This window comes from Streptomyces sp. NPDC005574, assembly GCF_040605435.1.
In the GTDB taxonomy this organism is placed as follows: Bacteria; Actinomycetota; Actinomycetes; order Streptomycetales; family Streptomycetaceae; genus Streptomyces.
In genome coordinates this window covers 71,041-97,867 of sequence record NZ_JBEXCW010000005.1, presented here as the reverse complement: position 1 = coordinate 97,867, position 26,827 = coordinate 71,041, and the positions used below count along the sequence as shown (strand labels likewise).

Below are 26,827 nucleotides of genomic sequence, written 5' to 3'. Positions count from 1 at the left end.
TGTTGGCCCGGCCGGATCGGAGCCTGGCAGGACGAGCACCGTCCGGCTTGCCGCGTGGACCCGGATGCGGCGGGGGCCCGGTTCGATGCCCGGGGAGCGCACGAGAAGCAGGCGTCACGGTCACCGACACCCGGCTTTACGGCAGGCCACCGTCCATCCTTGGGACCGGCTGCATCCGTCGGCGGTCCGGTGGCGTGCCATCGGCGTTCGGCGTCGTCAGACCATTTCGGGTCGTGGGAGCGGCTGCCGGGCGAGCACGGTCCTCGGTTCCCAGGACGCGGAGGTCCGTACGTAGCTGTAGACCACCGAGGCCATGGCCAGGAGGAGCAGGGGGCCGGCCAGCCACGGGTGGACGGCCATCTCCACGGGCAGGTAGCGGTAGGACATCAGGAGTGCGACGAAGACCGTCGAACCGTGGGCGACCAGTCGGATCCCGGACCGGTCCCAGCCGTGGTCGTAAGCGCGCAGAGCCCCTTCGATCGTGAGCGTGAACACCACGCCGGCAATGAGGTCGGCGCCGTAGTGATAGCCGAAGCCGAGCGTCGCGGCGAGGGTGGCAACCAGCCAGAACGTGCCGCCGTAGCGCAGTGCGCGCGGGCCCTTGCGGGAGTGGATGAAGATCGCGGTGGCCCACGCGGTGTGCAGACTCGGCATGCAGTTCCGCGGGGTGATCCGGTCGAACGCCATGAGGTGCGGGGCGCCGACCGGCGGCAGTGCCCGCGGCCACACATCGGCCACGGCCCAGGGCACGCTGGGCGGCATGGGTGCCGCCCACAGGCTTATTCCCTGCCAGTGCTCGGCGCCGGTGCCGTAGGCGAAGACCGGGCCGACCACCGGGAAGATCATGTAGAAGGCCGGCCCGAGGAGGCCGATCAGGAGGAAGGTGCGCACCAGGTGGTGGCGTGGGAAGCGGCGATCGGCGGCCACGTCGCGCAGTTGGTACAGCGCGACGAGGACCGCGGCGACGGGGAGCTGGCCGTAGACGAAGTCGAGGACGTTGTAGCCGATCGGGCCGGAGGCGGTGACGATCCGCCCCACGAGCCAGGAAGGGTTGCCCAGCGCGTGGTCGGCAGTCGCCACGTACTGGTCGAGGACCATGGGCCGGGCCCTGGCGGTGATCGCCAGCCAGGCGTCGCCGGTCTTGCGGCCCACCATCAGCAGCAGGGCGAGCCCCACGCCCTGCAGCAGCAGGACGCGTTCCCGGCCGGTGCGGCGGGTGACGGCGAGGACCGCACAGCCCAGGATCACCCACAGCGCGCCGATGCCGAAGGGATGGCCGTCGACCACCCTGATGCCGGCCGCCGAGCGGACCACCCAGAAGGCGATGTCGACGCCGATCGCCGCGCCGAGTGCGATGCACCGCTGCCGCCAGGTGAGAACCACCAACATCAACGCCATTCCGGCGTACAGCAGTCCGCCGGATTTGGGCGGGAATATCACCTCTCGGCCCAGGGTGGTGATCGGACCGGGCAGACCGTAGTGGCGTACGGCGCATTCGAGCGCTACGAGAAACCCGAGAACCGCAACCCCCACCACGGCCCATAGCACCGCTCGTGGTTCACGCCGTATATGTATCAATTCAGACCGCTTCACTAGATGCTTCTCACGCCACCCGTTCTACCCGCCCGGGTAAGAGGGAAAGGACAGCCCACAGGTTCCGGGCCCGCAGCCGTCCGTACGCGCCCGCCCTCGCTGGAACCACCTGTCTGCCTCTCCCCCGAACCGGCCCGACTCCGTCGACCCGCGGACCACCCCCGCCACCCGGCCGGAGTCGGACACCCCAGCTGCGTCCCTCTACCCCGCCGCGCCCCGTACAGCCCCGACGGCGTCACCAGGCCGCCGATCGGCCCGCAGCCCGGCGCGTCTGTGCGCCACCGCATCACGTCCAGGATGTCGGTGGTAGGGATGCGCGCCCCACATAGTACGAGGTCAAAACCGGCTCGTCGATGAATGCGGCGAGGAGCGGGCCCACGACCCGTCCGCGGTCTGACGGGGGGGGCGACGGTGATCTCCGGTCCCGTCACAGCATCGGACGGCAGCGCGGGCGGCCGGAGGGCACGGCAGGCTGAGTGAAGATCGTCTACGAGGGGTCGTCAGCAGGGAGGCGCAGCTCCGGTCTTCTCCCTGTCTGCCTGCCACCGTGACGAGGTCCGTCACGGCGGATGGTCCTGCTGCGCACCGTAGGTTCCGCCGACGGGTGGCTGCCATGTTTTCGAGTGGCGTCGAAAGGCGAGTGGCCTGGCAGAAAGGCCCACGGTCAGGAAGTCGGCGGTCGGGTCGGGCGCGAGCCAGTCGGTGAGGGCTTCGACTCCCTCAGCCGGGCCGGCTGAAATCGTTGCTCTGGTCGCCTGTCGCAGGGCTGGTGGCCTGCCACTGCTCGGGGCTGAGCAGGCGGGTCCGCGCGGCCAGGCGGTGCAGGGCCGCGATGGCGCCTTCGTCGAGTTGCGCACCGCTGTAGCCGACGTACGCGACGACGCCGGGCGCCGCCTCCCACGCGAGCGCGCCGTTGCCACCGAACGCCGACGTCACGACCGCGGACCTGCCGTCGACCGTCCCCGCGGTCTCGACACGGCCGGCGTACAACTGGTCTTCGAGGCCGCCGCACCGGGCGACGCCGGCGAAGGTCAGGCCGCCCGAGAGCGCATCGGCCTCCCCGGTGTCCTTCGAGTGATACCGGGCCTCGTTGACGAAGGGCGCTCGTGACGTGCCCGTGGCCTTGACCGACAGCCCGGTCGGTGGATCGATGTGGGGGCGCCCGGAGACAACATCGGTCGCGGCGGCGACGGCGACCAGCTCGGGCCGTGGCAGATCCCCTCGCACCCGCGCGTACGAGCCTCCGACCGGCCACGTGATCTCATGCGCGAGAGCCCTTCCGGACGCGGCGCCGACCCGGACCGAGCGTCCCTCCTCGGGTGCTGCTACCGGGAAGGTGACCACCGCGCCGTGCCGCCCCAACGACCCGTCCGGGTGTCGTACGACGACTGTCGACGGGCCCGCCTGAGCGGCGCGGTCACGCCTGGTCAGCGTGGCGCCCTCCGCCAGTGGTACCCCTGTGATCACCAGTCCGGGGGTCTGCCCCGCCCTCACCCGCGCATCCGGTCCCGCAGGCAACGCGCTGCCGGAAGGCGACGCCGGCCTCGAGCTTCCGCGAGCCGCCGGGACCTGCTCATGGGACCCGCTCATGACCACGATGCCCCCTACCAGCGCCACAGTCGGGACGAGGGCCGCGGCCAGAACGAGCAGCCTCCGCGGTGGTCTCCACGGCGGCCGGTCAGGGCCACTGCTGAGCACATCTCCCATGCCCGCAGTCTGCCCCACGGCTCACGGGCCGTACAGGCGCTGCGGCCCGGCCGTAGCCAAGCCGCGGGCGCGGGCGCCCCCCGTCCCGCTCCCGCCGGTCACCTCCGCTCCAGCGCGGCCAGCCGCAGCTCCAACTGGTCGACCCGGTGCCGTAGCAACGTGACCTGGGCTTCCAGGCTGACCTCCCGCTCCGCCCTGCGCTGGATGCGCGGTGACGCGGCGGCGCGCTCGATCACCGCGTCCAGCTGGACCAGGCGCTGGGGCCCGTTCGGACCGTCCACCAGCCGGGACCGGATCTCGCCGTTGCGATACCAGGACCGCAGGGCCGAGCGGGAAACGCCGGTCTCGGCCTCGGCCTTGGCCAGTGTCACCCAGGGCGTCTCGTCCAGCCGCTCGAACAACTCCAGCTCGTTCTGCCACCGCGCGAGCCGGTCCTCCCAGTCCGACGATCCCTCCATCACACCCTCCCCTCGTCACGGTCACCCTGACAAAAGCAGTGTATTGACAGGGTTGGGACCATGGAACCATGACTTTCGAAAGGTTCACGGTGAAAGCCCGCAAGGCGGTCGTCGCGGCCCAGGAGCAGGCGAGACTCCTCAACCACACCTACATCGGCACGGAGCACATCCTGTTGGGGCTGCTCGACGTGCCGGACAGTAAGGGCGCCGAAGCCCTCCACCAGCTCGGGTACGACAAGGAGACGGCGCAGGCCGACATCGCCGCGGCGGTGCCGCCCGGCACCGAGGAGCTGAGCGGCCACATCCCGTTCGCGCCGCGCGCGAAGCAGACCCTCGAACTCGCCCTGCGCGAGGCGCAGCAGCTGCACCACAACTACATCGGTACGGAACACATCCTGCTCGCCCTGGTCAGGGAAGGCGAGGGCGTCGGCGCGACGGTGCTCGCCCAGCGGATCAACCCGATCAGCAAGATCCGTGCCACGGTACTGGCATCGATGGAGGGATCGCAGGACGTCGCCGTCGGCCCGTGGCCGGCCGGGACACCTGCCACGGAGGACACCGTGACCGCGGCCAGCGCGCTGGCCGGGGGCGCGCCGGTCGGCAGTCATCACCTGCTGGAGGCGATGCTGCGCGCGGAGAACAGCATGGCGGCCAAGGTGCTGCGCGAACTCGGGGTCGACCCGGACGCGGTCGCCGCCAAGATCGACGAACTGGATCCGGAGACGACGACGGACGCGAACCCGGAGGAGGCCGCCGCGCGCCGGATGGAGATCCGGCTGGTCGACGACGAGGTCCACCTGATCCTCCGAGACCCGGCAACGGTCGCGATCGCCAAGAAGGTGACCGCGCTGTCCAACGGCCCGATCGAGGGCGTCGGGCCGGTCGCCGGCCTGTTCGTGCCGCTCTGGCGGTCGACCAACAGCCTGCTGCTGCAGATCCGGAGCATGCTCGAACCGGAACCCGAAGAGGAGGACGGATCGGCCGTAAGCAAGGCGGCCAAGGTCGTACGTACGGTGCTCGCGCACCGGCTCCGCAGGTAACCGGCCGGTCAGCGGGCCGAACCTGTCGGGCGCCCCGAGGCCGACCAGGTCCCCGCGGACCGTGCGCCGAGCTCCGTCCTCTTCACCCGCCCCAGGCGAACCCCCCAGGTCGAAGACTCGGGGGGTTCCCTCTTGGCAGAACGGGCCACCGACTCCAGCACCCTGACCTCCGCCCTGCTCGGCCCGCCGCGCACCGACGGCCGCGCCCGCGGCGCGGTCCTCGCCCTGACCGGCGTAACCTCCTGACCCCGACCGCTACACCCCCGACAACCGTCCAGCGCGCGACCGAAAGATCACGTCTCCATGGAAATCTGGATCAATCCCGCCTGTTCGAAGTGCAGTTCCGCCCTGTCCCTGCTCGACGCGGAGGGCGCCCAGTACACGGTCCGCCGCTATCTGGAGCAGCCGCCGACCAAGGACGAGATCGAGCAGGTGCTGCGACGCCTCGGCCTGGAGCCGTGGGACATCACCCGCACAGGAGAGACCACCGCGACCGAACTGGGCATGGACTCCTGGGAACGCGGCCCCGAACACCGTGCCCGATGGATCGAGGCCCTGGCAGCCCACCCGATCCTGATCCAGCGTCCGATCATCACCGCCGACGACGGATCAACCGTGATCGGCCGATCACCCGAGGCCGTGCGGTCGGTCCTCGACTGAGCAGTCCGGCCCTTCGATCGGGGTGGCCGAGGAACCCTCACGCACCCGGCGGACGAACCACGCGGTGATCGATGACCCCGGCCGCCCATCCGCCGCACCGCTCCTCCTCCCCCGTGACGGCACACCACCGGACCTGGAACGTCATGTCCGGCGGTGCGCTGTGTAGACGGTCGCGGTCATCGGCGCCGTCACCGGACCTGTGCCGAGGCCATCCGTCATCCTCCGCGTGATGGCGGCCTGGAGGGCATGCCCGTCTTCGCGGGCCTGCAGGGCGGCGCTCACCGGGGTGCCGGTGAGGAATCCGGTGGCGAGTGAGGCGGCCGACTCCGCGACGCCTTCCAGCGTCACCTCTTCGACCGTGGCGAGGGCCAGTCCGGCGGCCGAGAGGTCCGCGGCGACCACGACCCGATCGGTGTAGCCGTGGGGCACCTCCTCCAGGAAGGGGGGAGCTCCGTCCGACATGGACGCCTCCAGGGCCGCCTGGAAGGCGGCCCCGAACCCGTGCGAGGCCAGCGGGCCCCAGCTGTTGAACAGGAACCGTCCCTGCGGGGCGAGGACCCTGCGCACCTCGGAGTAGGCGGCCGGCCTGTCGGGGAAGAACATCACCCCGAACTGGCACAGCACGAGATCGAAGCTGCCGTCCTCGAAGGGCAGTTGCTGGGCATCCGCCTGCCGCCAGTCCGCGCGCGGCTCCCGTGCCGATCCGGCGACGACCATCGCTTCGTTGAGGTCGGTCGCCACCACCGAGACCGTGGGTACCGCGGCGAGCAGAGCCGACGTCAACGCCCCGGTCCCGGCGGCGAGTTCCAGGACAGTGCGGGGCCGCAGCGCCGACGCCCTGGTGGCCAGGTCGGAGGCGAAGGGGCGGAAGAGAACCGGCACCAGGTGCCGTTCGTAGGCTTCGGGCATGGACCGTGTCCACCGCCGGTTCGCGTCATCTGCGCTCATGGGACGGACCCTAGTCCCGTGGCGGCTTCGGCAGCGGGCCCCCGCGGTCCCTGCGGCCTCCTGTCGGATCAGGCACCCGCGGGCGGGCTCGTGATCGTGGCGGCGAACGGCTCGCAGCGGAGCAACTCCGTCGTCCGACCCGCCCAGTTGCCGCCCTTCACGATCGCGCGCCGTCCTCCCGTACAGGTACTCCTCGGAGCCCTGTAGCTGATCCGTGCTCCCCCGCTGCCGAGCAGGGTGTCCGCAAAGTGCCGTGTACTGGCGGAACTTGGCGCGTGCCTTGGCCGGTCATGACGGCGAGGCGTACGCCCCTCCCCAGGCTGTCCTCGCTGCCGGGCGCAAGTCGGCCGGTGTGCGTGCGCGCATTTTGTATGCGACCGGAGACCCGGGATCTACGCTGCGGTCAGCCGTGGGGCTGTGCGCAGAACCTCGGGCGAGACAGGGACGAGGGGGAATCGCGTGAGTGGGGACGTTCGCTTCGCCGTCTTGGGCTCCTTGGAGGTCACGGTCGGCGACATCTGGCTGAAGCTGGGCGGACCCGTCCCCCAGCGCATCCTGACCACCCTGCTGCTGGAGCCGGGACGCATGGTCCCGGTCTCCCGGCTCGTACAGGCGGCCTGGGACGACCATCCCCCGCGCACCGCCGAGCACCAGGTGCGCAAGGCGGTCGCCGATCTGCGCCAGCGCATTCCCGACGGCAACTCCCTGCTCTCCACCGACGGACCTGGCTATCGCCTCGACGTCGACCCCGGCAACCTGGACCTCAGCGAGTTCTCGGCGCGACTGCGCCAGGCCCGCGAGGCACAGGAGAGCGGCCGCGTGGACGAGGCGGCACAGCACCTGCGGACCGCGCTCGCGCTGTGGCGGGGCCCGGTGATGTCCGGCAGCGGCGGCCCGGTGATCGCCGCGGCCTCCGCCGTGCTGGAGGAGCGCCGGCTGGCCGCCATCGAGCAGCTCGTCGAACTCCGGCTCGCCCAAGGGGAAGCGGGGGAACTCGTCGGGGATCTGCGGGAGCTCATCACCGAGCACCCGCTGTGGGAGACCCTGCGGGGCCATCTGATGGTGGCGCTGTACCGCTCGGGGCGCCAGGCCGAGGCCCTCAAGGAGTTCTCCCAGGTCCGCGACCTCCTCGCCGAGGAACTCGGCATCGACCCCAGCCCCCACCTGATGCGCCTGTACGAGGCGATCCTGCGCGACAGCCCCGAACTCGCCGCGCCCGCACCGCCCGCCACCCGGGCCCGCGAGGAGGACGTACCCCCCGCCCAGCCGCCGGCCCGCGCGGCGCACCCGGTGGCGGCGCCCTGCACGCTGCCGTACGACCTCATGGACTTCACGGGCCGCGAACGCGAACTCGGCCACCTGCTGGCGCTGGCCGAGCCGCCCGGGGACGGGGCCGTGCGCATCGTGGCCATCGACGGCATGGGCGGCAGCGGGAAGACCTCCCTGGCCGTGCGGGCCGCGCACCGCCTCGCCGACCGCTACCCCGACGGGCAGCTCTACGTCGACCTGCGCGGTTTCACTCCCGGTGAGGAACCCCGCCGGCCGGCGACGGTCATCGGCACGTTGCTGCGCACCCTGGGCGTGCCCAGTGAGCACGTCCCCGACGACAGCGACGGCCGGGTGCAGTTGTGGCGGGCCACGGTGGCCAGGCGCAGACTGCTGCTCGTCCTGGACAACGCCCTCGACGCCGCTCAGATCCGGCCGCTGATACCGGCGTCGGCGGGCTGCCTGGTGGTGACCGCGAGCCGCAACCACCTGGCCGGACTGGACGGCGCCGACCGGCTGTCCCTGTCCACGATGTCGCCGTCGGACAGCCTGGAGCTGATCAGGACGGCGCTCGGTGAGCAGCGTGCGGCGGCCGAGCCGCAGGCTGTGGCGGAGCTGAGCACGCTGTGCGGCCGGCTGCCGCTGGCCCTGCGCGTGGCCACGGCCCGGTTGCGCAGTCGGCCCCACTGGAGCGTGCGGTACCTGGTCGACCGGCTGGGTGACGAGGCTCGGCGGCTGGACGAGCTGGCATCGGGCGAGCACAGCGTCGAGGCGACCCTGCAGCTGTCGTACCAGGCACTGGACGGTGAACTGCGCGACGCCCTGCGGCTGTTGGGCCTGCACCCCGGGGCCGAGACCGACGCTCACTCGGCGGCGGCGCTGCTGGGGGTGGGGGTGCGGGAGGCCGAGGACGCTCTGGAACACCTGCTGGACATGAACCTGGTCGAGCAGTACGAAACAGGCCGGTACGCCTTCCACGACCTGGTGCGCAGCTTCACCCGCCGGCTGCTGGGGCGGAACCCGCGGGAGGAGCGGGTGGCCTTCGGGCGCCTGCTCGAGTACTGCCTGGCGGTGACGGAAACGGCCTGTCGCACCCTGTATCCCGGGCGGGCCGGCACCGCCGCCCGCTTCGCCGACGCCGCGCCGTTCCAGCAGCCCGCCCTCACGGATGCCACCCAGGCCGAGGCACTGTTCGAACGGGAGCACGTCATGCTGCTGGCCGCCGTGGAGCGCGCGGAGCAGGAAGGATTCGACCACCACGCCGTCCAGCTGGCCCGTAACCTGATCTTCCATCTGAACTCGCGCAGCCATCTGCGGGAGTACCGAAGGGCCGCGGGAGTCGCGGTCCGCGCCGCCCGCAGACTCGCCCAGCCGCACACACTCGGCCTGAGCCTGACGAACCTGTCGGCCGTCCTGTGGAAGCTCGGCCGGTTCCGGGAAGGGGTCACGGCCGCCACCGAAGCCCTCGACATCGCGCAGCGCCTCGGTGACCGCGGCGGCGAGGCCATGTGCCTGGACCAACTGGGGCTGCTGCACAGCTGCCTGGGCGATCTCGGCGAGGCCCGCCGCTACCTGGAGCGGGCCATCACCCTGCACGCGGACCTGCCCGACCACCGCCAACGCTCCTACGCCTGGTGCAACCTCAGCACCGTACTGACCTGGCAGGGGCACCCCGAGGAAGCGGCGGCGGCCGCACAGCGCGCCACACTGTTGTGCCAGGACTCGCAGGCCCGGGGCGAGGAGATCATCGCCCTGACCGACCTGGCCGCGGCCCATCTGGCGATGCAGCAGCCCGCCGCGGCCCTGGTCCCCCTGCGGCAGGCACTGGAACTGGGCGACGAGTCCCGCATGCCGGAGGACCTCGCTCTGACCCTCGCCCTGGCCGCCGACGCCAGCGAACGACTCGGGGCGGGGCAGGAGGCCACCCACTACGCGGCCGAGTCCCTGCGGATCATCCAGTCCAAGGGATGCGCGACACGCAACGCCACCGTGGAGAACACCCTCGGCGCCTACCACTGCCGGCGCGGTGACTACCCCATGGCACTGGCCCTGCACACCAGCGCGCACACCCATGCCACCGCCATCGAATACCGGATCGAGATCGCCCGCGCCCTGAACGGAATAGCCGAAGCCCTCGAAGGAACCGGTGAATTCCGCCAATCCGGAATCCACCGGCACCAGGCATACGAACACTTCACGGCAATGGGAGTCCTCCCCAACCCGTCACTCACGCTGTGAAAGGGTTTCGATCCCGTCAGGGCGTGGAGATCGCGGGACCCGTCCCATTGGCCAGGAAGCGCTGGCCGACCGGGGCGTGAGCCGGGTGGGCCGACTGCACCGGCGCGGCCGCCCCCCACACCACCGCGGCCCCGAACGCGGCGGTCACGGCCATCATCGCGAACTTACCGAACATGTCATTCCACCTCTACGCTTGGACTGCCGTCTCGATCACCGTCGGCCGTGTCCCTGAGACCCCGATGCCGACAGCAGAAATGCTCCCGTGACCCCGTCCCGATCAGATCCCGAACCGGTACCGGGAAATTCCCCGTGCTGGTGCAGGCCGATGGTCAGGCTGTGCCGACGTCAGCCGCGGGCGGCGGTGAGGTCCGACCGCGGCCGGGACCCGTCGCCGCCCGCCGGAGTCAGCCGCAGCGGCAGGCGGCGCAGCCCGTTAACCACGATGGAGTCCAGATACTCGGGTTCGCCGTCGAGTCTGATGTCGCCGACCTGGGCGAGCAACTCCCGCAGCACGGCCCGGATCTCCAGCTTCGCCAGTTGGGTGCCCACGCAGTAGTGCGGGCCGGCACCGAGCGCCAGGTGCCGGTTGGGGCTGCGCCGGACGTCGAAGACGTCCGCGTCGGTGAAGTGCGCCGGGTCGCGGTTGGCGGAGGACAGCCAGCACACCACCAGCTCGCCCCGCCGCACCCTCCGCCCGCCGAGTTCCACGTCCCTGGTCGCCCGGCGCATGATGTGCGTGGCGCTCGAGGTCCACCGCAGTATCTCGTCGATCGCCGTGTTCACCACCTGGTCGAAGTCCGCTCGCAGCAGAGCCAGTTGGTCGGGCCGGCGCAGCAGTGCGAGCATCCCGCCGGACATGGCGAGCCGTACGTTCTCCGTCCCGCCGACCAGCAGGTTGTCGCAGTTGAGGACCACGTCGTCGAGCGGCAGGAGCGCGCCCTGGTACGTCAGGGTGGCCAGCACGCTGACCAGGTCGTCGCCCGGTGCGGCACGCCGGCGCTCCACCAGGTCGCCGAAGTAGTCCAGGATCTCCAGGTGCGCGATGCTGCGCTCCTCGGCCGTACCCGCGCAGAACGCCTCGGTCGACCACTCCACGACCGAGGGCCGGTCCTCGTCCGGGATTCCCAGGAACGAGCAGACGACCTCGATGGGCACCTTCGCGGCGAGATCACCGACGAAGTCGACCCGAGTGGCCTCGACAGCGGAGCGGACGGCCGCGTACGCCGCCGAGTCCAGGAAATCCCCCAGCCGCCGCAGGTTCCTGGGCGCGAACCAGCCCGCGGCCGCGCCGCGCAGCGCCTGGTGCCGTGGCGCGTCCGACAGCGCCAGGGTGCGGTCGCTGCCGGGGTCCTCGCCATGGGCCAGCGGGCGCAGCAGGATCCCGGAGGACGAGCTGAACGTCTCCGCGTCCCGCAGGACCTGCTTCACCTCGTCGTGGCGGGTGAGCGACCAGAAGGCCGGGAAGACGCCGGGTTCGTGCCGCACCACGGGTTCGTTCTCCCGCATCCAGCGCCACAGCGGGAACGGGTTGCCGTGCCGGTAGGTCTCGCCGTCGACGAGCCGCCCGATGTCGTCGACGGTGTACGTGTGGTCGGTCACGATGCCCTCTCCCAGGAACTGCGGCCGGCGGCCGGGGCCGGATGCGTGTACCGCGCGAGTTCGGCGGCGATGAGCGCGGCGGGCGGATCGTCCCGCAGGTAGAAGTGGCCGCCCGGCGTCACGACCGGAACGAACGGGCCGCTCGTGTGCTGCCGCCACTGCCGGAACCGGGAGCGGATCTCCGGGATGTCGGTCTGGCCGGCCACGGCCACCAGCCGTGCGTCGATCCGCTTCCCGACGTGCTCCCGGTACCCGGCGACGAGGCGGAGGTCGTCCTTGATGTAGTCGAGGATCAGTTCCAGCAGTTCCTCCTCCTGCCGGATCTGCGGGCTCACCGGTTCGTAGCGTTCGAGATAGCGCAGTACGTCCGCGGAGTCCTCGTAGGGGACCGGTGGCCGCAGCGCGGGTGCCGCGGCGGAGGAGACGACCAGCGTGGGCACGTCGGCTCCGGCTTCGCGCAGGCAGTCGGCGACCTCGAAGGCGACGTAGGCGCCCATGCTGTGCCCGAACAGCACGGAGTAGCGTTCCTGGCCCGCGAGGATCTCCTCGGCCACGGACTCGGCGAGTTCGCGCAGCCCGGCCGGCGGCTCGTCGAGGATGCGGTCCTCCCGCCCCGGGTACTGCACGGCGTGCACCCGGGCCGCGGGAAGCAGCGTCTGCCAGGGCCGGAAGAACGAGGCGCAGCCCCCGGCGTGCGGGAAGCACAGCACGGCCGGATGTGCGTCGCTTCCGCGGGCCGCCGCACGGGCGGCATGCCCCGGGCCCAGCTTGCGTATGGCGGTGGCCGGTGCCACCGAGGGCCCCCTCACGACCGTGTCAGCAGGTCGACCTGCTGGGGGATCGTGCCGCAGCGGTAGACCTGCTTGACCCCGACGGGCCGCCCGGCGATCCTGCCGAGGGCGCGGGACAGCTTGAGCACGGTCAGGGAGTTGCCGCCGAGGTCGAAGAAGGTACCGCTCTCGTCCTGCCCCACCGGCACACCCAGGACCTGCTCCCACACCTGCGCGACCTGATGGGTGAGGGCGGGGGCGGGCGCGCGGCGAGTGTCGTCCGTGGCCGCCTGTGCGTCGTCGGCCGTCGCCGTTTCCGGGCCTCCGACCACCTCCGCCGTCGTCCCCGCGTCCCCGACCACCTCCGCCGTCGTCCCCGCGTCCCCGACCACCTCCGCCGTCATCCCCGCGTCCCCGGTGCGCAGCGACGCCAGCAGCGCCGCCCGGTCGATCTTGTCGTGCGCGGAGCGGGGCAGCGCGTCGGTGAACAGGATCCGGTCGGGCACGACGGCGCCGCCGAGCGTCTCGGTCACGAACCGGCGTACCGAGGCTGCGTCGGCCCGGGCGCCCGCCTTCTTGACGGCGAAGGCGTAGCAGGTCGACGACTCGCTGTCGTAGGCGACGGCGGCGCTCTGGATGCCGGGGTGGGCGGCGAGCGCTTCCTCGATCGTCTCCAGGTACACCCGCACTCCGCGGATCTTGACCTCGTTGTCGAGCCGTCCCACGAACTCCAGTTGGCCCCGCGGTGAGCAGCGGCCGAGGTCACCGGTGAGGTAGACCCGTACAGGGTGTCCGGCCTCGCCCCGCACGTCGACGAACCTGGCCTTCGTCTGCCGCTCGTCGCCGACGTATCCGCGGGTCACCCCGCCGCCGGAGACGGCGATCTGGCCGACGGCGCCCCGCGGGACCTCACGCAGGTCGTCGTCCAGCAGGTGGATGCCGGTCCCGGGGACCGGTGTTCCGATGCCGGGCTCGGCGGGCTTGTCGTAGACGCGGTAGGTGGACCAGACGGTGCACTCGGTGGGGCCGTACTCGTTGCCGAGGGCGACCGCGGGCAGCAGGGCGAAATGCTGGTCGATGACGCCGCGGGCGAGGGACTCGCCGGCGCATATCACCAGCCGCAGCGAGGCCAGGTCACGGGCCAGGCGCTCGTTCTCCCGCACGGTGTGCAGAAGTTCGGCGTAGAAGCTCGGCACGGTCAGGGTGTGTGTCACCCGGTGCCGGGCGACGAGCTCGACGAGCGCCTCCGGTACGCGCCGCTCCTCCTGCCCGGCGACGACCAGCGTGCCGCCGGCCGCGAGGGTGCCCCAGACACCGGCCACCGACGAGTCGAAGTGGAACGGTGACAGCAGCAGGAAGACGGGGCTGCCGAACCCCTCGTACACGGCGAGCCGCGCGGCGTTGGAGACGGCCAGGTTCTCCTGGGAGACGGACACGCCCTTGGGCCGGCCGCTGGTGCCCGAGGTGTACAGCACGTATGCCTCGTCCTCCGGCACCACCACGGGGACCTCACGGGTCACCGATCCCTGCGCCGCAGCCGCGCGGGGCTCGGTCACCTGTCCCCCCGGTCAGCGGATCGAGCACCACCGAGACCCCGGAGGACGACCTGACGTGCCGGGCGGTGTCCTCGGGCGCGGCCGGGTCGAGGAACACGAACGACCGGCCGGACAGCCACACGCCCAGCGCCAGGGCGACCGTGGACACCGTCCGGTGGGAGAGGATCCCGGTCCGGCCGGAGGCGGAGCCGTCCGCGTCCAGAGTGCGGGCCAACGACGAAGCCACCGCGGCCAGTTCGCCGTACGTGAGGGTGTCGTTCCCGCAGATCACGGCGGGGCGGTCCGGATGCCGTCCCGCCTGCTCCATGACCGCGTCGCGGACCCGCTGCCCGCGAGGGGACGGAGGGGACTCGTCGGACGTCGTTGCGCGAAGCTGAAGTCTCGTCATGCACGCCATCCTCCGCAGCCCCTTCCGGAAATCGTCCCGGCCCGCTCCGGGAACGGATGGGGAACGCCCCGGTAACGCCCCCTCCTACGGTGTGGCCGTCGATGACCGACTGCGCCATCAGGGGAAAGGGACGCGGTGTACACCTCATTCGCCGAAAAACTCTCAGAACCGGATCTCATAGACCTGGGCAACGAGATATACGTGGTCCGCTTCGAGGTCATGAAAGTCACCTCGGTCCGGGCCGCGGTGCGGGACCTCCTGGACCGTGGAGTCATCCGCCGGGGGCAGACCCTGGTCGACAGCTCCAGCGGCATCTACGGCCACGCCCTCGCCCTGGTCTGCCGCGAACTGGGCCTGAAATGCCACATCTTCGCCTCCGTGGCCGTCGACGCGGCCATCCGCACCCAGCTGAAGTACCTCGGGGCGACCTACACCCAGGTCCCGCCCTCCGGTGACGACGGCCTCCAGCACGACCAGGAGACCCGCGTCCGGCTCGTCCACGCCTATCTGAAGGACAACCCGGACGCCTACTGGATGCAGCAGTACCACGACGACGTGCACTACATCGGCTACGAGCGTGTCGCGAACACCCTGGTGAAGGAACTGGGCTCCAGCGACCTCACCCTCGTCGGCGGGGTCGGCACGGGCGCCTCCACCAGCGCGATGGGCCGCTATCTTCGCCAGGCCGGCAGCGACGCCCGGCTGGTGGGCATCCAGCCCTTCGGCAGCCGCTCCTTCGGCTCGGAGAGCATCCCGCTGGACGGGTTCATCATCGCCGGCATCGGCAGCGGCATCCGGTTCGGCAACATCGACTACCGCGCCTACGACGACATCCACTGGATCAACTTCGATGTCTCCGCCGCCGGTTGCCGCCGACTGCTGTCCACCACGGGCGTCTTCGCCGGCCTGTCCGCCGGCGCGGGCTGGCAGGTCGCCAACCACGTGCGCGCCGGCCGGCCCGACGGCGGGCCCATCGTCTTCCTGGCCGCCGACCCGGGACACCGCTACGTCGACAGGGTCTTCCCGCCCGACGGCCCGGTCGAGGCCGACCCCGACCACCGCCCCCGGATCATCACGGACCTCGCCGACCTGACCGGCCCCTGGTGCGCCATGAACTGGGCGCGCCGGCCCTACGACGTCCAGGACGACCTGCCGGTGTACCCGCTGCCGTCCTGAGCCCCCAGCGCCCGAACGCCCGGCATCCCACTGTGAGGCCCTCCCCCATGACCAACGTCGCCGTCATCAACTACAGCCCCAAGAGCGACTACGCCGCCATGCTTCCGGAACTGGCCGGCGCCCTGCACGTGTTCAGCCACCACGAGCTGGCCGGCACCGAGAGCTTCGCCCACTACGAACACGTACCCGACTGCGAGTTCGTCCCCTACGCGGAACTGCGGATCAGGCAACTCGCCCACGACAAGCAGTTCACCCACCTCATCACGGACAACGAGTACGACCTGGAGCGGGCCGCCCGCATCCGTGAGGACCTGAAGATCCCCGGGCAGTCCGCGGCCGGCGCGCTGTCCTTCCGGGACAAGGCCGTCATGAAACAAGTGGCGGGTCGCACCGTGCCCACGGCCCGGTTCGCCCGTCTGGAGACGATCGTCGACCTGACCGACTTCATCGCGGCCCACGCCTACCCGGTCGTGGTCAAGCCGGTCAAACAGGGCGGATCCCGTGACATCTCCGTGCTGCGCGGCGAGGAGGACCTGCTGGCCTTCAGCCGCCGGCACTGGCGCGAGGACCTCATGGTCGAGGAGTTCGTGCAGGGGCAGATGTACCACGTGGACGCGGTACTGGCCCCCGGTTACCGGTTCGTGGCCGGCTCACGCTATGTCCGCAGCTGCCTCGGCGTCTTCTCCGGACAGAACAACGGCTCGATCCAGCTGCACCCCGAAAACGCCTTCGCCCGGCGCCTGGAGGAGTTCTTCGACCGCGTCCTCGACGCGTTCGACACGCCGGACGTCAGCGCCTACCACCTGGAGGTGTTCCACACCCCGGACGACGAACTCGTCCTGTGCGAGATCGCCTCCCGCGTCGGCGGCGACCGCATCCCCGCCCTCACCCGCCTCACCTACGGCGTGGACCTGCACGCCAGCTGGCTGCGCCAGTCCTGCGGACTGCCCGTCGACCCACCGCCGGCCACCGCGCCCGCCCAGGTGCACGGCTCCCTGTCGATCCTTCCGCAGGGCCGCCCGGTACGCGCCCCTCGGCGGCCCCCCTTCGCATGGGTGCGGCACTACGAGGTCAACGACCAGCTCGCCCCCGACGCGGTGGCACAGAACAGCACCTCGTTCCTGTGCTTCGTCATCGTCGCCGGCCGCGACCTCGACGAGGTCGAGCAGCGGCTGCTCACCGCGGAGAACTGGCTCATGGAGCACCTGGAGGAGGTACCCGCCTCATGAAGACCTGGCGCCGGACGTCGTCGGACGGGCGCGCGCTGCTGCTGGCCGTACTGCTCACCGGCCTGACGACGTTCATGTTCCTGCCGCTGCTGGCCATCCACTTCACCGCCGAGGGCCTGCCCACCGGCCGGGTCGGCTTCCTTGTGGGCCTGCTCGCCTTCTGCGGCCAGGGCTTCTCCCTGGTGTGCGGGCTGATCGTGGACCGGCTGGGCACCCGCGCGGTGCTCACCTCCGGCTTCGGCCTGCGGATCGCCGGCTACGCGCTGCTCGCGCTGGGGGACGGCGGCCACCTGGTCCCGCTCGTCGCCGGGATCGTGGCCATCGGCGTCGGCGGCTCCCTGCTGGGCCTGACCATCAAGACGCTGCTGGTGCGGGAGGACAGCGTGGAGCCGCGCGAGATGCTCGCGCTGCGCTCGACCTTCGTCAACGTCGGCGTGGTCGCGGGACCGGCCCTCGGCGCGGCGCTCTACCCCCTCGGTTTCCCCTACATCCTCGCCGCCTGCGTGCTCTCCCACCTGCTTCTGGGCATACGGCTGACCCTCCGCCCCACGGCACCCACCCGGCCCGGACCACAGGCCGCCGCGGCCACCGGGGACGGGCCGCCCCCCGCCGGCACACCGCAGTGGGCGCGCTGGCGCTGGATACCGCTGTGCCTGCTCGGCGTCGCCTTCTGGGCGATCTACAGCCAGCTCAACGTGCTGATGCCGATCACCGCCAAGGAACTCACCGGCAGCGCCGGGGCCGGCGCGGTGGTGTTCACGCTCAACGGTGTCCTGTGTGTCCTGCTGCAGTACACGCTGCTGCACCACGTCTTCCGCAACGCCACCACCCGTACCCTGCTCGCGGTCGGCTTCGTCGCCTTCGCCTGCGCGTACGCGGTGTTCATCGCGCTGGCCGGCTGGTCCTCACTGCTGGCCTTCGTCCTGCCGGTCACCGTCGCCGAGATGCTGATCGCTCCCAGCCTCGACGAACAGGCCGTCAAGGTCGCCTCCGTCCGCCGCACCGGCCTCGCTCTCGGCACGATGAGCGCCGCCGGAGCCGTGGGCAGCCTCCTCGGCTCCAGCCTGGGCGGCTACCTCATGCAGACATTGCACGGCGGCACGGGCCTGTGGCTGGTGCTCGTCGTGTTCTCCCTCGCCGCCGCGGCCACCTGTTTCCTCCTACCGAAGGTGCACACGCAGCATGCCTGACACCCAGCCCACAGCCGTCCTGCTCAACCCCCGCGACCTGGTCGTCACCGCGGCCGAGAAACTGGGACTCGCCCTGGTCGTCGTCGCCGACCCCGAGGCGCCGCTCCCCGAAAACGCCCCCGAACCGATCCTGCGCAGCCCGTGGATCAGCGACCTCGACCAGCTGATCGAGCAGCTGCGCGCCCTCGAACTGCCCGCCCCCGTCAGTTGCTTCGGCTTCGGCGAACTGGGCTCCGCGGCGTCCGCGGTGATCAACGAACGCCTGGGCTGGCCGGGCAACCCGCGCGAGGCGCTGGCCGCGTTCAAGGACAAGGCCAGGCTGCGGGCCGAGGTCGGCGACCGGGCCGGAACGCCCGTCGCCCACATCACCTGCACGACCGTGGAGGAGCTGCGCGCCGCCGTGGAGCGGATCGGCCACCCCTGCGTGGTCAAGCCGGTGGACGGCACCGGCAGTTCGGGGGTGCGGTACCTCGCCGACCGGGCGGAGACCGAGCGCCACCTGGCCGCCCTCACCTTCGACACCCCGCAGCTCGTCGAGGAGTTCCTCGTGGGCGCCGAGTACAGCGTGGAGGCGGTCAGTACCGCCGAGGGGCACCGCATCCTGGCGATCACGGAGAAGACGACCACCGGCGCGCCCCACTTCGTCGAGACGGGACACACGCTGCCGGTACGCCTCGATGCCGGCGACGAGAGCGCCATCCACGACCTGGTCACCGGAATGCTGGACGCGGTCGGCTACCGCTACGGCCCCTCACACACCGAGGTCATGCTCACCGAGGGCGGCCCCCGCCTCATCGAGTCCCACGGCCGCCCCGGCGGCGACCGCATCAGCGACCTGCTGCTGCTCGCCCTCGGCGAGGACGTGTTCGCGCAGACCATGAGCGCCGTCCTCGGCCTGCCGGCGCCCGAGCCCGCCACCGTCCGACGGGTCGCCGGCATCCGCTACGTCACCTTCGACCGTACGGTCCCGATGCCGGGCACCAGCACCGAACTCGTCGCCTCGCTGCCTGGCGTCGCCGAGACGGCCATCACCGTCGAGCCCGGCCACAGGCCGCCGCCGGTCCGCCAGTCGGGCGACCGGCACGGCTTCGTCGTCGCCACCGGCAGCACGCGCGACGAACTCGAGACCAACCTCGCCCGCGCGGTGCGCACCCTCACCGCGACCGCCTGAACACGTCACGGTGCGCACCCCTCACCGCGACTGCCTGAACACCTCCCTGCCTTCCTCAGCCCTCCCCGAACCGATAGGTGCCCCGACGTGCCCTACAAGATCCTCGTCCTCGTCTCCGAGGCGTCCAAGTTCGAACTCGACAACCACTCGATCATTCCCAGCGCCCTGCACCGCGAGGGCCACGAGGTGCACATCGGTGACATCGACACTCTCGGTGTGCACGACTCGCTCGTCGTCTGCGACCGTATGAAGGTCACCGACGAGCTCACCTCCGGCGGCGACTTCCCGACCCTGAGCGAATCCGGCGTCAGTGCCGAGGAGTTCGACCTGGTGTGGGTCCTGGCGGGCACCCACCCGGAGGCGGGCAACGACTCCTTCCAGCTGCTGTGGCTGCTCAACCAGCGGGTGCCGTTCGTCAACGACGCCTCCGCGCTGTTCTTCCTCAACACCAAGACCAACCTGGTAGCCATCGTGCCCGGCGAGCACCTGCCGGAGTCCTACGTGACCAACGACTACGACTTCCTGAACAACCTGGTCGAGTCCGACCCCGACCGCTCCTGGGTCGTCAAGCCCACCGCGGACGGCTGCGGCGCCGACGTCTTCGTCGTCAACCGGACCGACCGCAACCGCTCGGCCCTGCTGGGTTCGGCCACCGGCAACGCCGCCTCGCGCTACGGCCGTTACGGCCGCGACATCATCGGCATGGCCAAGCGGCACACCGCCGTGCAGGAGTACATCCCCAACGTCCGCGACAACGAGAAGCGCGTGATCATCGCCGGTGGCGAACCCGTCTCCGGTTTCCTGCGCTTCCACCCCGAGCACGACCACCGCTCCAACGCCACCCTCGGCGCCCGCTTCGAGAAGCTCGAACTGAGCGCCGACGAGGACCAGTTCGTCCGCGCCCTGGGCAAGCGGCTGATGGACCTCGGCGTCTTCTACTCCGGCATCGACATGGCCTACCCGTACGTCATCGAGGTCAACATGGTCAATCCCGGCGGCCTGAGCTACCACCAGCTCGCCACGGGCGAGGACCGCTCCTCCGAGGCCGTCAACACCGTGCTGGCGGCCCTGCGCACCGCCGGGAAGCTGTCGTGAACGCCTGGCCCTGGCTCGACACCCGGGCCGCGGCCGCGTGGGAGGACTTCGCGACGGGGCGGGAAGCCGACTGCGACCGGGAGCGCTTCGACAAGGCCCTGCGGCGGCCCGACTGGCGGACCGCCTACCCGCCCCAGGTGTTCACCGCCGACGCCACCTCCGAGACCGTCACCGCCGGAGTGCGCCTCGCCGAGCTGATCTCCGGCTTCCCGCACCGGGTCTTCGGCGAGGACCTCACGGCGTGGACGGACTACCTCGACGTGCCCGCCGAGGACGCCGCCCTCATGACCCAGGCGCTGCGCCAACCCCGGCTGCGGCGCGCCGCCACCGCCTTCATGCGCCCCGACCTGGTCCTCACCCACGACGGCCTGAAGCTGGTCGAACTGAACGTCGCCGCCTCCCTGGGCGGCCTGAGCACCCTCGCGCCGTACACGGCCGCCACCCGCGCATCGGCCTACGCCGCCTTCCTCGCCCGGCGCGGAGTCGTCTTCGACGCCCCGGACACGGCGAAGATCTGGCTGGATGTCTTCGCCGGCCTGACCCGGGCCCGCGGCGAGGGACCCCTGCGCGTGTTCGAGGCCACTGCAGACCCGTCGGACCTCGACGGGGGCCGCCGCTTCTTCGTCGACATGCTCCGCACCGCCGGCCACCACGTCAGCTGCGGACTCGTCACCGACCTGGACTTCACCGACGCCGGCGTCACCCACGACGGCGAGCCGGTCGACGCCGTCTTCACCGCCTACACCTGGCACGAGACCAAGCAGTTCGTCCCGCCCGCGCTCACCCGCAGGCTCATGGAGTACGACACCGCCGGCCTGGTGGACTTCATCGGCTCCCCCGCCGCCGCCCTGTACGACAACAAGGGCAACCTGGCGCTCCTCCACGACCCGGATCACCACCACCTGCTGACCGCCGAGGAACGCGCCCTGGTCGCCCGCTGCGTACCGACCACCTTCCGGCTGCGCCCCGGCACCCTGGAGCGGGCACTCGCCCACCGCGACCTGCTCGTGTGCAAGCCCGCCTCCGCCTACGGCGGCAAGAACCTCCAGTTCGGCTCCGCGATGAGCGACCAGGAATGGCGCTCCCTGATGCGGACCCGGCTGGCCGACCCCGACGAACGCCACGTCCTGCAACTGCGCCAGCACCCTGCCACCGTCCACATCCCCGGAGCACACCCGGCCGAACGCGAAGTGGTCCTGGCACCGCTCGTCTTCGGCGGCACCCACGCCGGAGTGTTCCTGCGGCAGGCCCCGCCACGCCCGCGATCCGCGATCAACGCCTCCAACGGCGCGGAGGTGGCGGCGCTGCTGACCGTCCGAAACAGCCGGAACGCCTGAAGCGAAGGAAACCGAAGCATGCTGCGCATCGCCGTCCCCAACAAGGGCTCGCTGTCCCAACCGGCCATGGAGATACTCCGCGAGGCCGGCTACCGGCAGCGCGACGACAGCAAACAGCTCGCCCTCGTGGACCCCGTCAACGAGGTGGAGTTCTTCTACCTGCGCCCCCGCGACATCGCCGTGTACGTCTCCGCGGGCCGTCTGGACCTGGGCGTCTCCGGCCGGGACCTGCTGATCGACTCGGCCGCCGCCGCCGAGGAGACGCTGTCGCTCGGCTTCGCCCGCTCCACGTTCCGCTTCGCCGCCAGACCCGGCACCGCCACCTGCGTCGAGGACTTCGACGGCCTGACCATCGCCACCTCCTACGAGGGCATCGTCGCCAAGCACCTCGCCCAGGCCGGAGTCTCCGCCTCCGTGGTCCACCTCGACGGCGCCGTCGAGAACGCCATCCAGCTGGGCGTCGCCCAGATCGTGGCCGACGTGGTCGAGACCGGCGCCAGCCTGCGCAACGTGGGCCTGGAGGTCGTCGGCGAACCCATCATGACCTCGGAAGCCGTCGTCGTCCGCCGCGCCGGCACGGCCATCTCCCCACCGGCGCAGCGTTTCCTGCGCCGCCTCAAGGGCGTCCTGGTCGCCCGCTCCTACGTGATGATGGACTACCACTGCCCGGCCGAACACCTCAACGAGGCGATGGCCCTCACCCCCGGCCTGGAATCACCCACGATCTCCCCGCTGCGTACCGGCGTCCACGTCGCGGTCCGCGCGATGGTCCCCACCAGCGACGCGCAACACGTCATGGACGCCCTCTACACGCTGGGCGCCCGAGCCATCCTCACCACCGCCATCCACGCCTGCCGCCTGTAGCAACGACTTCCAGTACCGCCCGCGGCGGCCTCCTGCTGCCAGGGGTTTCCCTCGGGGGTTTCCCGGTTCCCGTCGAGGTGGGCAACGCGGCGGTTCTCGACAGCCGGTCATGACGCACCTCAGTCTCGAAGCACCGTCAGCTCGAGCATCGTTCCCGAGGAGCACTCATGATCGTCCGCAAGCAGCTCTCCATCGCCCTGGCCACCGCCGCACTGGCGACGGGCCTGGTCACCGCCGCCGCGCCGGCGTCGGCGAAGCCCGCCCGTCTGGCCGCCGCGGAGTGCGGGGTGCGCTCGGACGGCAAGCTGTGGTGCGGCAACCGCGTCGGCGCCAAGGGGTACGAACACCGCTCGTACGGCTCGGCGGTGCGCGGCCCGCTGAACACGTCGTTCAGCTGGTTCGCCTGCTGGGGCCCGGGTGACCAGCACGGCGGCGGCAACAACGTCTGGTACTGGACGCAGCTCGACAACGGACAGTGGGGCAACGTGCCGGCCGTCGACGTGCACACCTCCGTCGACCCGGCCCCGGGTCTGCGCCAGTGCTGAACCGACCGCCTGACGCATGAGCGGGGCCCGCCTCTCCACTCCGGAGAGGCGGGCCCGCTCCCGCTGTCCGTCGACCTCACATGCCGCTTGCCGGCGGCGGCATCTCGACCGTGATGCGCTGATGTTCGTGATCAGCCAGTTCCGCCACGGCGAGGGCCCCGCACGCGACGGCCAGCGACTTCGCCTCCACCACCTGGGCGAGCGCTTCGGCGCCGCGGCCCGAGGCCGACAGCGCGGTTCCGGCGGTCAGCCGGGCCATGGCCTCGTTGAGGAGCATCCGGGCCGCGCCGAACTCGGCGGCCGCACCGCACGCGGTGTCGCCCGCCGCGGGGTCCTGTCGCGCGAGTTGCACCTCGGCGCGGGCCAGCAGCGCGAACCCGCGGCGACCGCGCGGCCCGCCCGGGGCCGCGCAGGCGGCCGCCGCGCGTTCGGCCCAGCTTTCGGCGGCCGCCACATCGCCCAGGGCCAGTTCCGCGACCGCCAGGAGCCGAAACCACATCGGACGGACCGGTGCTTCGAACCCGAGCAGGTCGGGGCCGCCGCCCGCTTCGAGCACCTTGCTGACACAGCCGTCCGGATCGCCGTTGAGCAGCAGAGTCTGGCCGAGCATGCCGACCATCGCCGACCGGTGCGCGCCCAGTGCGGGGCCGGCCAGAGCGAGCGACTCCTCACAGATCTTCAGTGCTCCGGCGAAGTCTCCCCGCCACATCAGGACCGCCGCGCTCACCACCTCGGCCAGCGAGCGCGGCTCGCTGCTGCCGACGAGTGACGCCGCCTCCAGTGCGTCGTCGGCGTACGCCGCCGCCTCCTCCAGGCGCCCGAGCCACATGTAGGCATAGGCGGAGGCGGCGAACAGATCGGCGAGCACGAGACTCTGGCCGGTGCGACGGGACAGTTCCAGGCCCCGGTCGAGATGGCGCAGCGCGGGGTCGTAGTCCTCGTGGAGCATCTCCGTCCAGCCCATCATGACGAGCGTGTCCAGCTGCCCGGCGAGTTGCTGGTCGTCGGTGTCGTCGAGGGCTTCCACCACCAGGTCGAGGTGGCCGGTCGCCCGAGCGTCGCCGGCGAAGGTGTGCGCCAGTGCCAGGAGAGCTCGGACGGCGCTGGTCTGCACCGGGTCGCCGACATGTTCCGCGGAGTGCAGCGCGCGTTCGCCCCAGTCGACGGCCGTGGAGAAGTCGTTCCTGCGCAACGCCACCACCGCGACCCCCAGTTGCAGGGTGGCGGTCTCAGGGGTCAACTCGCCGTTCAGTTCGGCCAGTTCCCGCAGCAGCAGGGCTGTCGCCTCTTCGTACCGGCCGAGTGCCCACTCCATGGTGGCTCGCAGGGCAGTCACCTGGGCCCGCTGTTCTCGTGCGTGCGCGGGCAGGAGGGATGCGGCCGTGCGCAGGGTGTCGCGGCTTTCCAGCAGTCGTCCGGCCAAGCCCAGCGCGTGGGCCTGCTGCAGCCACAGTTCGGGCCGTAGCCGGCTCTGCTCGCCGAGTAGTCGCAAGGCTTCCTGTGTCCAGTGCGCGGCCGTGGCCGGCGCGATCGTCATCACCTGACGGGCGGCACGTGCCAGCAGGTCGACGGCGTGTTCGTCCCCCACGCGCGCCGAACGCCGAACGTGCGACGCCTGGGCGGTCAGCGGTGCGCCGTGCAGCGCCAAGCCCTGCGCGGCGCGGGTGTGCGCCTCGATCCGCCACCCTGCGCCGGCCCCCTGATACACCGCTGCCCGCACCAGCGGATGGCGGAACCGGAACTGGCGCGTGGAGCCGACCTGCCGTACGAGGTCACGCTCCGCCAGCTCGTCCAGGGCGGCAAGGGCCTGCGCCTCGCCGGTCCGGGCCACGACGGCCACCATGTCGGCTTCGAAGGAGTCCCCGAGCACCGCGGCCGCCTGGGCGCAGGCTCTCGCACCGGCCGACAGGCCCCCCAGTTCCTCCAGCAGTGCGGCACGCACCGATGGCGGCAGGTCGCCGGCGACGGGTGCCGAGTCGGCCACGACCGCGGGCGGGCTCTCGGCGCCGGAGCTTCGGGACAGTGCCTCCAGATAGAAGGGGTTTCCGCCGCCGGCCTCGTACAGCCGTTGGAAACGCCAGTGATCCGTCCTGGCACCGCACAGCTCCGCCGCCTCGGCCGGGGACAGCGGCTCCAACTCGACCCTGGCCACTCGTCCCTCCGCTCCCGCCCTGGCGAGCGCCGCGGTCAGTCGCGGTGGGGCCTGCCGGGGCCGGTAGGCGAGGGCGAGGAGCAGCGGTGTCCTCGGCGGGTGCCGTACCAGATGGTCGATGAGCTCTGCGGTGGCGTCGTCCGTCCACTGCAGGTCGTCGAGGCTGAGCACGAGCCCGCCGTCGGCGCTCAGCGTCTCCAGCAGCGTGCGCACCGCCCGGTGGAACCAGTACCGTTCGGCACTCACCGGATCCGTTCCTCGCGGGAAGCGGTCACCGAGGGCCGGGAAGACCATACTCAGCAGGGCCGACGCGCCGGACGACGATCCGTCCTGCCGGAGCCGGCCGAGGTCCACGGTGCCGAGGTGGTCGTCCAGGGCGTCCACGAACGCACCGTACGGAGCCCGGTCGAACTCCACGCTGCGTCCGGCCAGGGCCACGAAGCCGTGCCGCCTCGCGCGCTCGCCCAGTTCACCGAGCAGCCGCGTCTTTCCGATCCCCGGCTCCCCCACGACCTCGACCACCCCTGGCGCACCCGCCAGGGCATCCGCGATCGCGCCGTCGAGGATCGTCAGCTCTGATGCCCGCCCGACCAGACGGCTTCCCGTCCACGGCCGCCGCGATGACCGCCGGCCGTGCAGTGCGCCGGGGTTCGGCCCGGTGGGTGCCGATGCAGAGGTGGGTGTCGGCCGCGGCGAGGGCTCGGCCGTGGATCCGGCCGCGGGGCCGGCGGCTGGGCCGTTCAGTGCGGGATCGGCGGCCAGGATCTGCTGGTGCAGTCGCCGCAGCGGGAGGCTGGGGTCGCAGCCGAGTTCCTCGGCCAGCAGAAGCCGGATGCGCTCGTAGTGGCTGAGGGCGTCGGCGGGGCGGCCACTGCGATGCAGGGCGAGGATGAACTGGCCGGCCAGTCGTTCGTCCAGGGGGTGTGTCTCCACCCAGGCGGCCAACTCGGCCACCAGTTCGGTGTGGTGACCGCGGCGGAGCCGGACGTCGGTGTGGTCCCGTTCGACCGCGACACGTTCCTTGTCGACCGCGTCGCGCAGGACGTTGAACCAGGGGGTGTCCAGACCCGCGAAGGCGTCTCCCCGCCAGAGGGCGAGCGCCTGCGCGAACAGGACCGCGGCCTGCTCGTCCTGCTCCTTCCGTGCGGCCGCGCGGGCTCGTGCGGCAAGGTCGTCGAAACGGTGCAGGTCCACGGCGGTCGCCGCGACGTCGAGGACGTATCCGCCGGATCGCCGCACGATGTCCGCCCCGTCGGCGACGGCCAGAGCCTGCCGCAGACGGGAGACGTAACCGTAGAGCGTGTTACGGGCCCGCTGCGGAGGACGGTCGGCCCAGACGCGCTCGACGAGCTGGTCCACCGAGACCACGCGGTTGGCGTCGACGAGCAGTACGGCGAGTACACACCGTTGCCGGGCGTGGCCCAGATCCGTGACACGACCGTCCACACGCGCCTCGACGCTGCCGAGTAACTCGAACTCCACCTTCACCGCATCCCCCCGAGTGTCGAGTCACCCACCTTCGCACAGCGCCTTCGACCAGCGCATTCAACGTTTGTCCAAGATTCACCGACGGTCGGCCGCGCACCTTGGACTCGTCCACGCAACGGAGTGGCGACCGACACACCATCAATTCCAGGAGGGCTGCCATGCGTTACGGCATGACGCTCGCGGCTCCTTCTGGAACCAGCGCGTCGATCAGCCGACGGCGCCGGCGTGTCGATCAGCTGAGGGCGAGCGAACCAGCCGAGCGAACACCGCACCGGGGCCGCGGCCCTGTGCGTGGACGAAGAGTGCCACACAGGATCCACCGAACTCTCGACGCACCGAGACGAACCCAGGAGACAC

Annotated in this window: 21 protein-coding genes; 11 read left to right on the top strand and 10 right to left on the bottom strand. The window is 71.4% G+C overall.

The window, feature by feature from the left end; translation table 11 throughout:
* Positions 1-216: 216 nt before the first annotated feature.
* The 3 genes from ABZT03_RS05640 to ABZT03_RS05630 all read right to left on the bottom strand — a co-directional run bounded on the left by ABZT03_RS05640 (position 217) and on the right by ABZT03_RS05630 (position 3,758).
* Complete coding sequence (locus tag ABZT03_RS05640; RefSeq protein WP_356033914.1) at positions 217-1,536, bottom strand: phosphatase PAP2 family protein; 1,320 nt, start codon at positions 1,534-1,536, stop codon at positions 217-219.
* Between the two features lie 777 nt (positions 1,537-2,313).
* Positions 2,314-3,060, bottom strand: coding sequence for a hypothetical protein (locus tag ABZT03_RS05635; protein WP_356033912.1), 747 nt, complete (start codon positions 3,058-3,060; stop codon positions 2,314-2,316).
* Between the two features lie 338 nt (positions 3,061-3,398).
* Positions 3,399-3,758: an excisionase gene (locus tag ABZT03_RS05630; RefSeq protein WP_356033910.1), complete on the bottom strand. Its 360-nt coding sequence runs from the start codon at positions 3,756-3,758 to the stop codon at positions 3,399-3,401.
* A gap of 68 nt (positions 3,759-3,826) precedes the next feature.
* Between ABZT03_RS05630 and ABZT03_RS05625 the strand changes: the two genes are divergently transcribed.
* Complete coding sequence (locus tag ABZT03_RS05625) at positions 3,827-4,798, top strand: Clp protease N-terminal domain-containing protein (protein ID WP_356033907.1); 972 nt, start codon at positions 3,827-3,829, stop codon at positions 4,796-4,798.
* 303 nt (positions 4,799-5,101) lie between these two features.
* Positions 5,102-5,458: an arsenate reductase family protein gene (locus ABZT03_RS05620; RefSeq protein ID WP_356033904.1), complete on the top strand. Its 357-nt coding sequence runs from the start codon at positions 5,102-5,104 to the stop codon at positions 5,456-5,458.
* Between the two features lie 141 nt (positions 5,459-5,599).
* Here the strand turns inward: ABZT03_RS05620 and ABZT03_RS05615 are convergent, their stop codons facing one another.
* Positions 5,600-6,406 carry a class I SAM-dependent methyltransferase gene (locus ABZT03_RS05615; protein ID WP_356033902.1) on the bottom strand — a complete coding sequence of 269 codons (807 nt, stop codon included), beginning with the start codon at positions 6,404-6,406 and terminating at the stop codon, positions 5,600-5,602.
* 459 nt (positions 6,407-6,865) lie between these two features.
* Between ABZT03_RS05615 and ABZT03_RS05610 the strand changes: the two genes are divergently transcribed.
* Entirely contained in the window at positions 6,866-9,910 is a 3,045-nt protein-coding gene (locus ABZT03_RS05610) for a BTAD domain-containing putative transcriptional regulator (RefSeq protein WP_356033899.1), read from the top strand.
* Positions 9,911-9,926: 16 nt separating this feature from the next.
* On the opposite strand, the gene ABZT03_RS05605 is transcribed toward ABZT03_RS05610, so the two are convergent.
* The 5 genes from ABZT03_RS05605 to ABZT03_RS05585 form a co-directional block, all read right to left on the bottom strand.
* Positions 9,927-10,085, bottom strand: a complete 159-nt coding sequence (locus ABZT03_RS05605) for a hypothetical protein (protein WP_356033896.1) — start codon at positions 10,083-10,085, stop codon at positions 9,927-9,929.
* Positions 10,086-10,255: 170 nt separating this feature from the next.
* The gene (locus tag ABZT03_RS05600) at positions 10,256-11,509 is read right to left on the bottom strand and encodes a cytochrome P450 (protein WP_356033894.1); all 1,254 of its coding nucleotides are present in this window, start codon (positions 11,507-11,509) and stop codon (positions 10,256-10,258) included.
* Complete coding sequence (locus ABZT03_RS05595; protein ID WP_356033891.1) at positions 11,506-12,303, bottom strand: alpha/beta fold hydrolase; 798 nt, start codon at positions 12,301-12,303, stop codon at positions 11,506-11,508. The genes ABZT03_RS05600 and ABZT03_RS05595 overlap by 4 nt, the downstream gene beginning before the upstream one ends.
* 11 nt (positions 12,304-12,314) lie before the next feature.
* A complete protein-coding gene (locus ABZT03_RS05590) occupies positions 12,315-13,799 on the bottom strand; it encodes a non-ribosomal peptide synthetase (RefSeq protein WP_356033888.1) in 1,485 nt (494 codons plus the stop codon).
* Complete coding sequence (locus tag ABZT03_RS05585; RefSeq protein WP_356033885.1) at positions 13,789-14,223, bottom strand: AMP-binding protein; 435 nt, start codon at positions 14,221-14,223, stop codon at positions 13,789-13,791. Before ABZT03_RS05585 ends, ABZT03_RS05590 begins: the two co-directional genes overlap by 11 nt.
* Positions 14,224-14,358: 135 nt before the next feature.
* On the opposite strand from ABZT03_RS05585, the gene ABZT03_RS05580 reads away from it, so the two are divergent.
* The 8 genes from ABZT03_RS05580 (at position 14,359) to ABZT03_RS05545 (ending at position 22,830) form a co-directional block, all read left to right on the top strand.
* A complete protein-coding gene (locus ABZT03_RS05580; RefSeq protein WP_356033882.1) occupies positions 14,359-15,399 on the top strand; it encodes a pyridoxal-phosphate dependent enzyme in 1,041 nt (346 codons plus the stop codon).
* 47 nt (positions 15,400-15,446) lie between these two features.
* Positions 15,447-16,628, top strand: a complete 1,182-nt coding sequence (locus ABZT03_RS05575) for an ATP-grasp domain-containing protein (protein ID WP_356033879.1) — start codon at positions 15,447-15,449, stop codon at positions 16,626-16,628.
* The gene (locus ABZT03_RS05570) at positions 16,625-17,818 is read left to right on the top strand and encodes an MFS transporter (RefSeq protein ID WP_356033877.1); all 1,194 of its coding nucleotides are present in this window, start codon (positions 16,625-16,627) and stop codon (positions 17,816-17,818) included. The genes ABZT03_RS05575 and ABZT03_RS05570 overlap by 4 nt, the downstream gene beginning before the upstream one ends.
* Complete coding sequence (locus ABZT03_RS05565) at positions 17,811-18,989, top strand: ATP-grasp domain-containing protein (protein WP_356033874.1); 1,179 nt, start codon at positions 17,811-17,813, stop codon at positions 18,987-18,989. The genes ABZT03_RS05570 and ABZT03_RS05565 overlap by 8 nt, the downstream gene beginning before the upstream one ends.
* 87 nt (positions 18,990-19,076) lie before the next feature.
* Complete coding sequence (locus ABZT03_RS05560; protein ID WP_356033872.1) at positions 19,077-20,084, top strand: glutathione synthase; 1,008 nt, start codon at positions 19,077-19,079, stop codon at positions 20,082-20,084.
* Positions 20,081-21,421: a hypothetical protein gene (locus ABZT03_RS05555; protein WP_356033869.1), complete on the top strand. Its 1,341-nt coding sequence runs from the start codon at positions 20,081-20,083 to the stop codon at positions 21,419-21,421. Before ABZT03_RS05560 ends, ABZT03_RS05555 begins: the two co-directional genes overlap by 4 nt.
* A gap of 18 nt (positions 21,422-21,439) precedes the next feature.
* Positions 21,440-22,285, top strand: coding sequence for an ATP phosphoribosyltransferase (gene hisG / locus ABZT03_RS05550; protein ID WP_356033867.1), 846 nt, complete (start codon positions 21,440-21,442; stop codon positions 22,283-22,285).
* Positions 22,286-22,452: 167 nt separating this feature from the next.
* Positions 22,453-22,830 (top strand): hypothetical protein, encoded by a 378-nt coding sequence (locus tag ABZT03_RS05545; protein WP_356033864.1) that lies wholly within the window; start codon positions 22,453-22,455, stop codon positions 22,828-22,830.
* A gap of 76 nt (positions 22,831-22,906) precedes the next feature.
* Here ABZT03_RS05545 and ABZT03_RS05540 read toward each other — a convergent pair whose 3' ends face one another.
* Positions 22,907-26,464: a BTAD domain-containing putative transcriptional regulator gene (locus ABZT03_RS05540; protein ID WP_356033861.1), complete on the bottom strand. Its 3,558-nt coding sequence runs from the start codon at positions 26,462-26,464 to the stop codon at positions 22,907-22,909.
* Positions 26,465-26,827: the final 363 nt, after the last annotated feature.

What these genes read in the sequence shown, in the direction of transcription:
- ABZT03_RS05630 (WP_356033910.1), bottom strand. Translation starts at nt 3,758, where the DNA reads ATGGAGGGATCGTCGGACTGGGAGGACCGGCTCGCGCGGTGGCAGAAC.
- ABZT03_RS05625 (WP_356033907.1), top strand. Translation starts at nt 3,827, where the DNA reads ATGACTTTCGAAAGGTTCACGGTGAAAGCCCGCAAGGCGGTCGTCGCG.
- ABZT03_RS05620 (WP_356033904.1), top strand. Translation starts at nt 5,102, where the DNA reads ATGGAAATCTGGATCAATCCCGCCTGTTCGAAGTGCAGTTCCGCCCTG.
- ABZT03_RS05615 (WP_356033902.1), bottom strand. Translation starts at nt 6,406, where the DNA reads ATGAGCGCAGATGACGCGAACCGGCGGTGGACACGGTCCATGCCCGAA.
- ABZT03_RS05605 (WP_356033896.1), bottom strand. Translation starts at nt 10,085, where the DNA reads ATGTTCGGTAAGTTCGCGATGATGGCCGTGACCGCCGCGTTCGGGGCC.
- ABZT03_RS05585 (WP_356033885.1), bottom strand. Translation starts at nt 14,223, where the DNA reads ATGACGAGACTTCAGCTTCGCGCAACGACGTCCGACGAGTCCCCTCCG.
- ABZT03_RS05575 (WP_356033879.1), top strand. Translation starts at nt 15,447, where the DNA reads ATGACCAACGTCGCCGTCATCAACTACAGCCCCAAGAGCGACTACGCC.
- ABZT03_RS05570 (WP_356033877.1), top strand. Translation starts at nt 16,625, where the DNA reads ATGAAGACCTGGCGCCGGACGTCGTCGGACGGGCGCGCGCTGCTGCTG.
- ABZT03_RS05565 (WP_356033874.1), top strand. Translation starts at nt 17,811, where the DNA reads ATGCCTGACACCCAGCCCACAGCCGTCCTGCTCAACCCCCGCGACCTG.
- hisG (WP_356033867.1), top strand. Translation starts at nt 21,440, where the DNA reads ATGCTGCGCATCGCCGTCCCCAACAAGGGCTCGCTGTCCCAACCGGCC.
- ABZT03_RS05545 (WP_356033864.1), top strand. Translation starts at nt 22,453, where the DNA reads ATGATCGTCCGCAAGCAGCTCTCCATCGCCCTGGCCACCGCCGCACTG.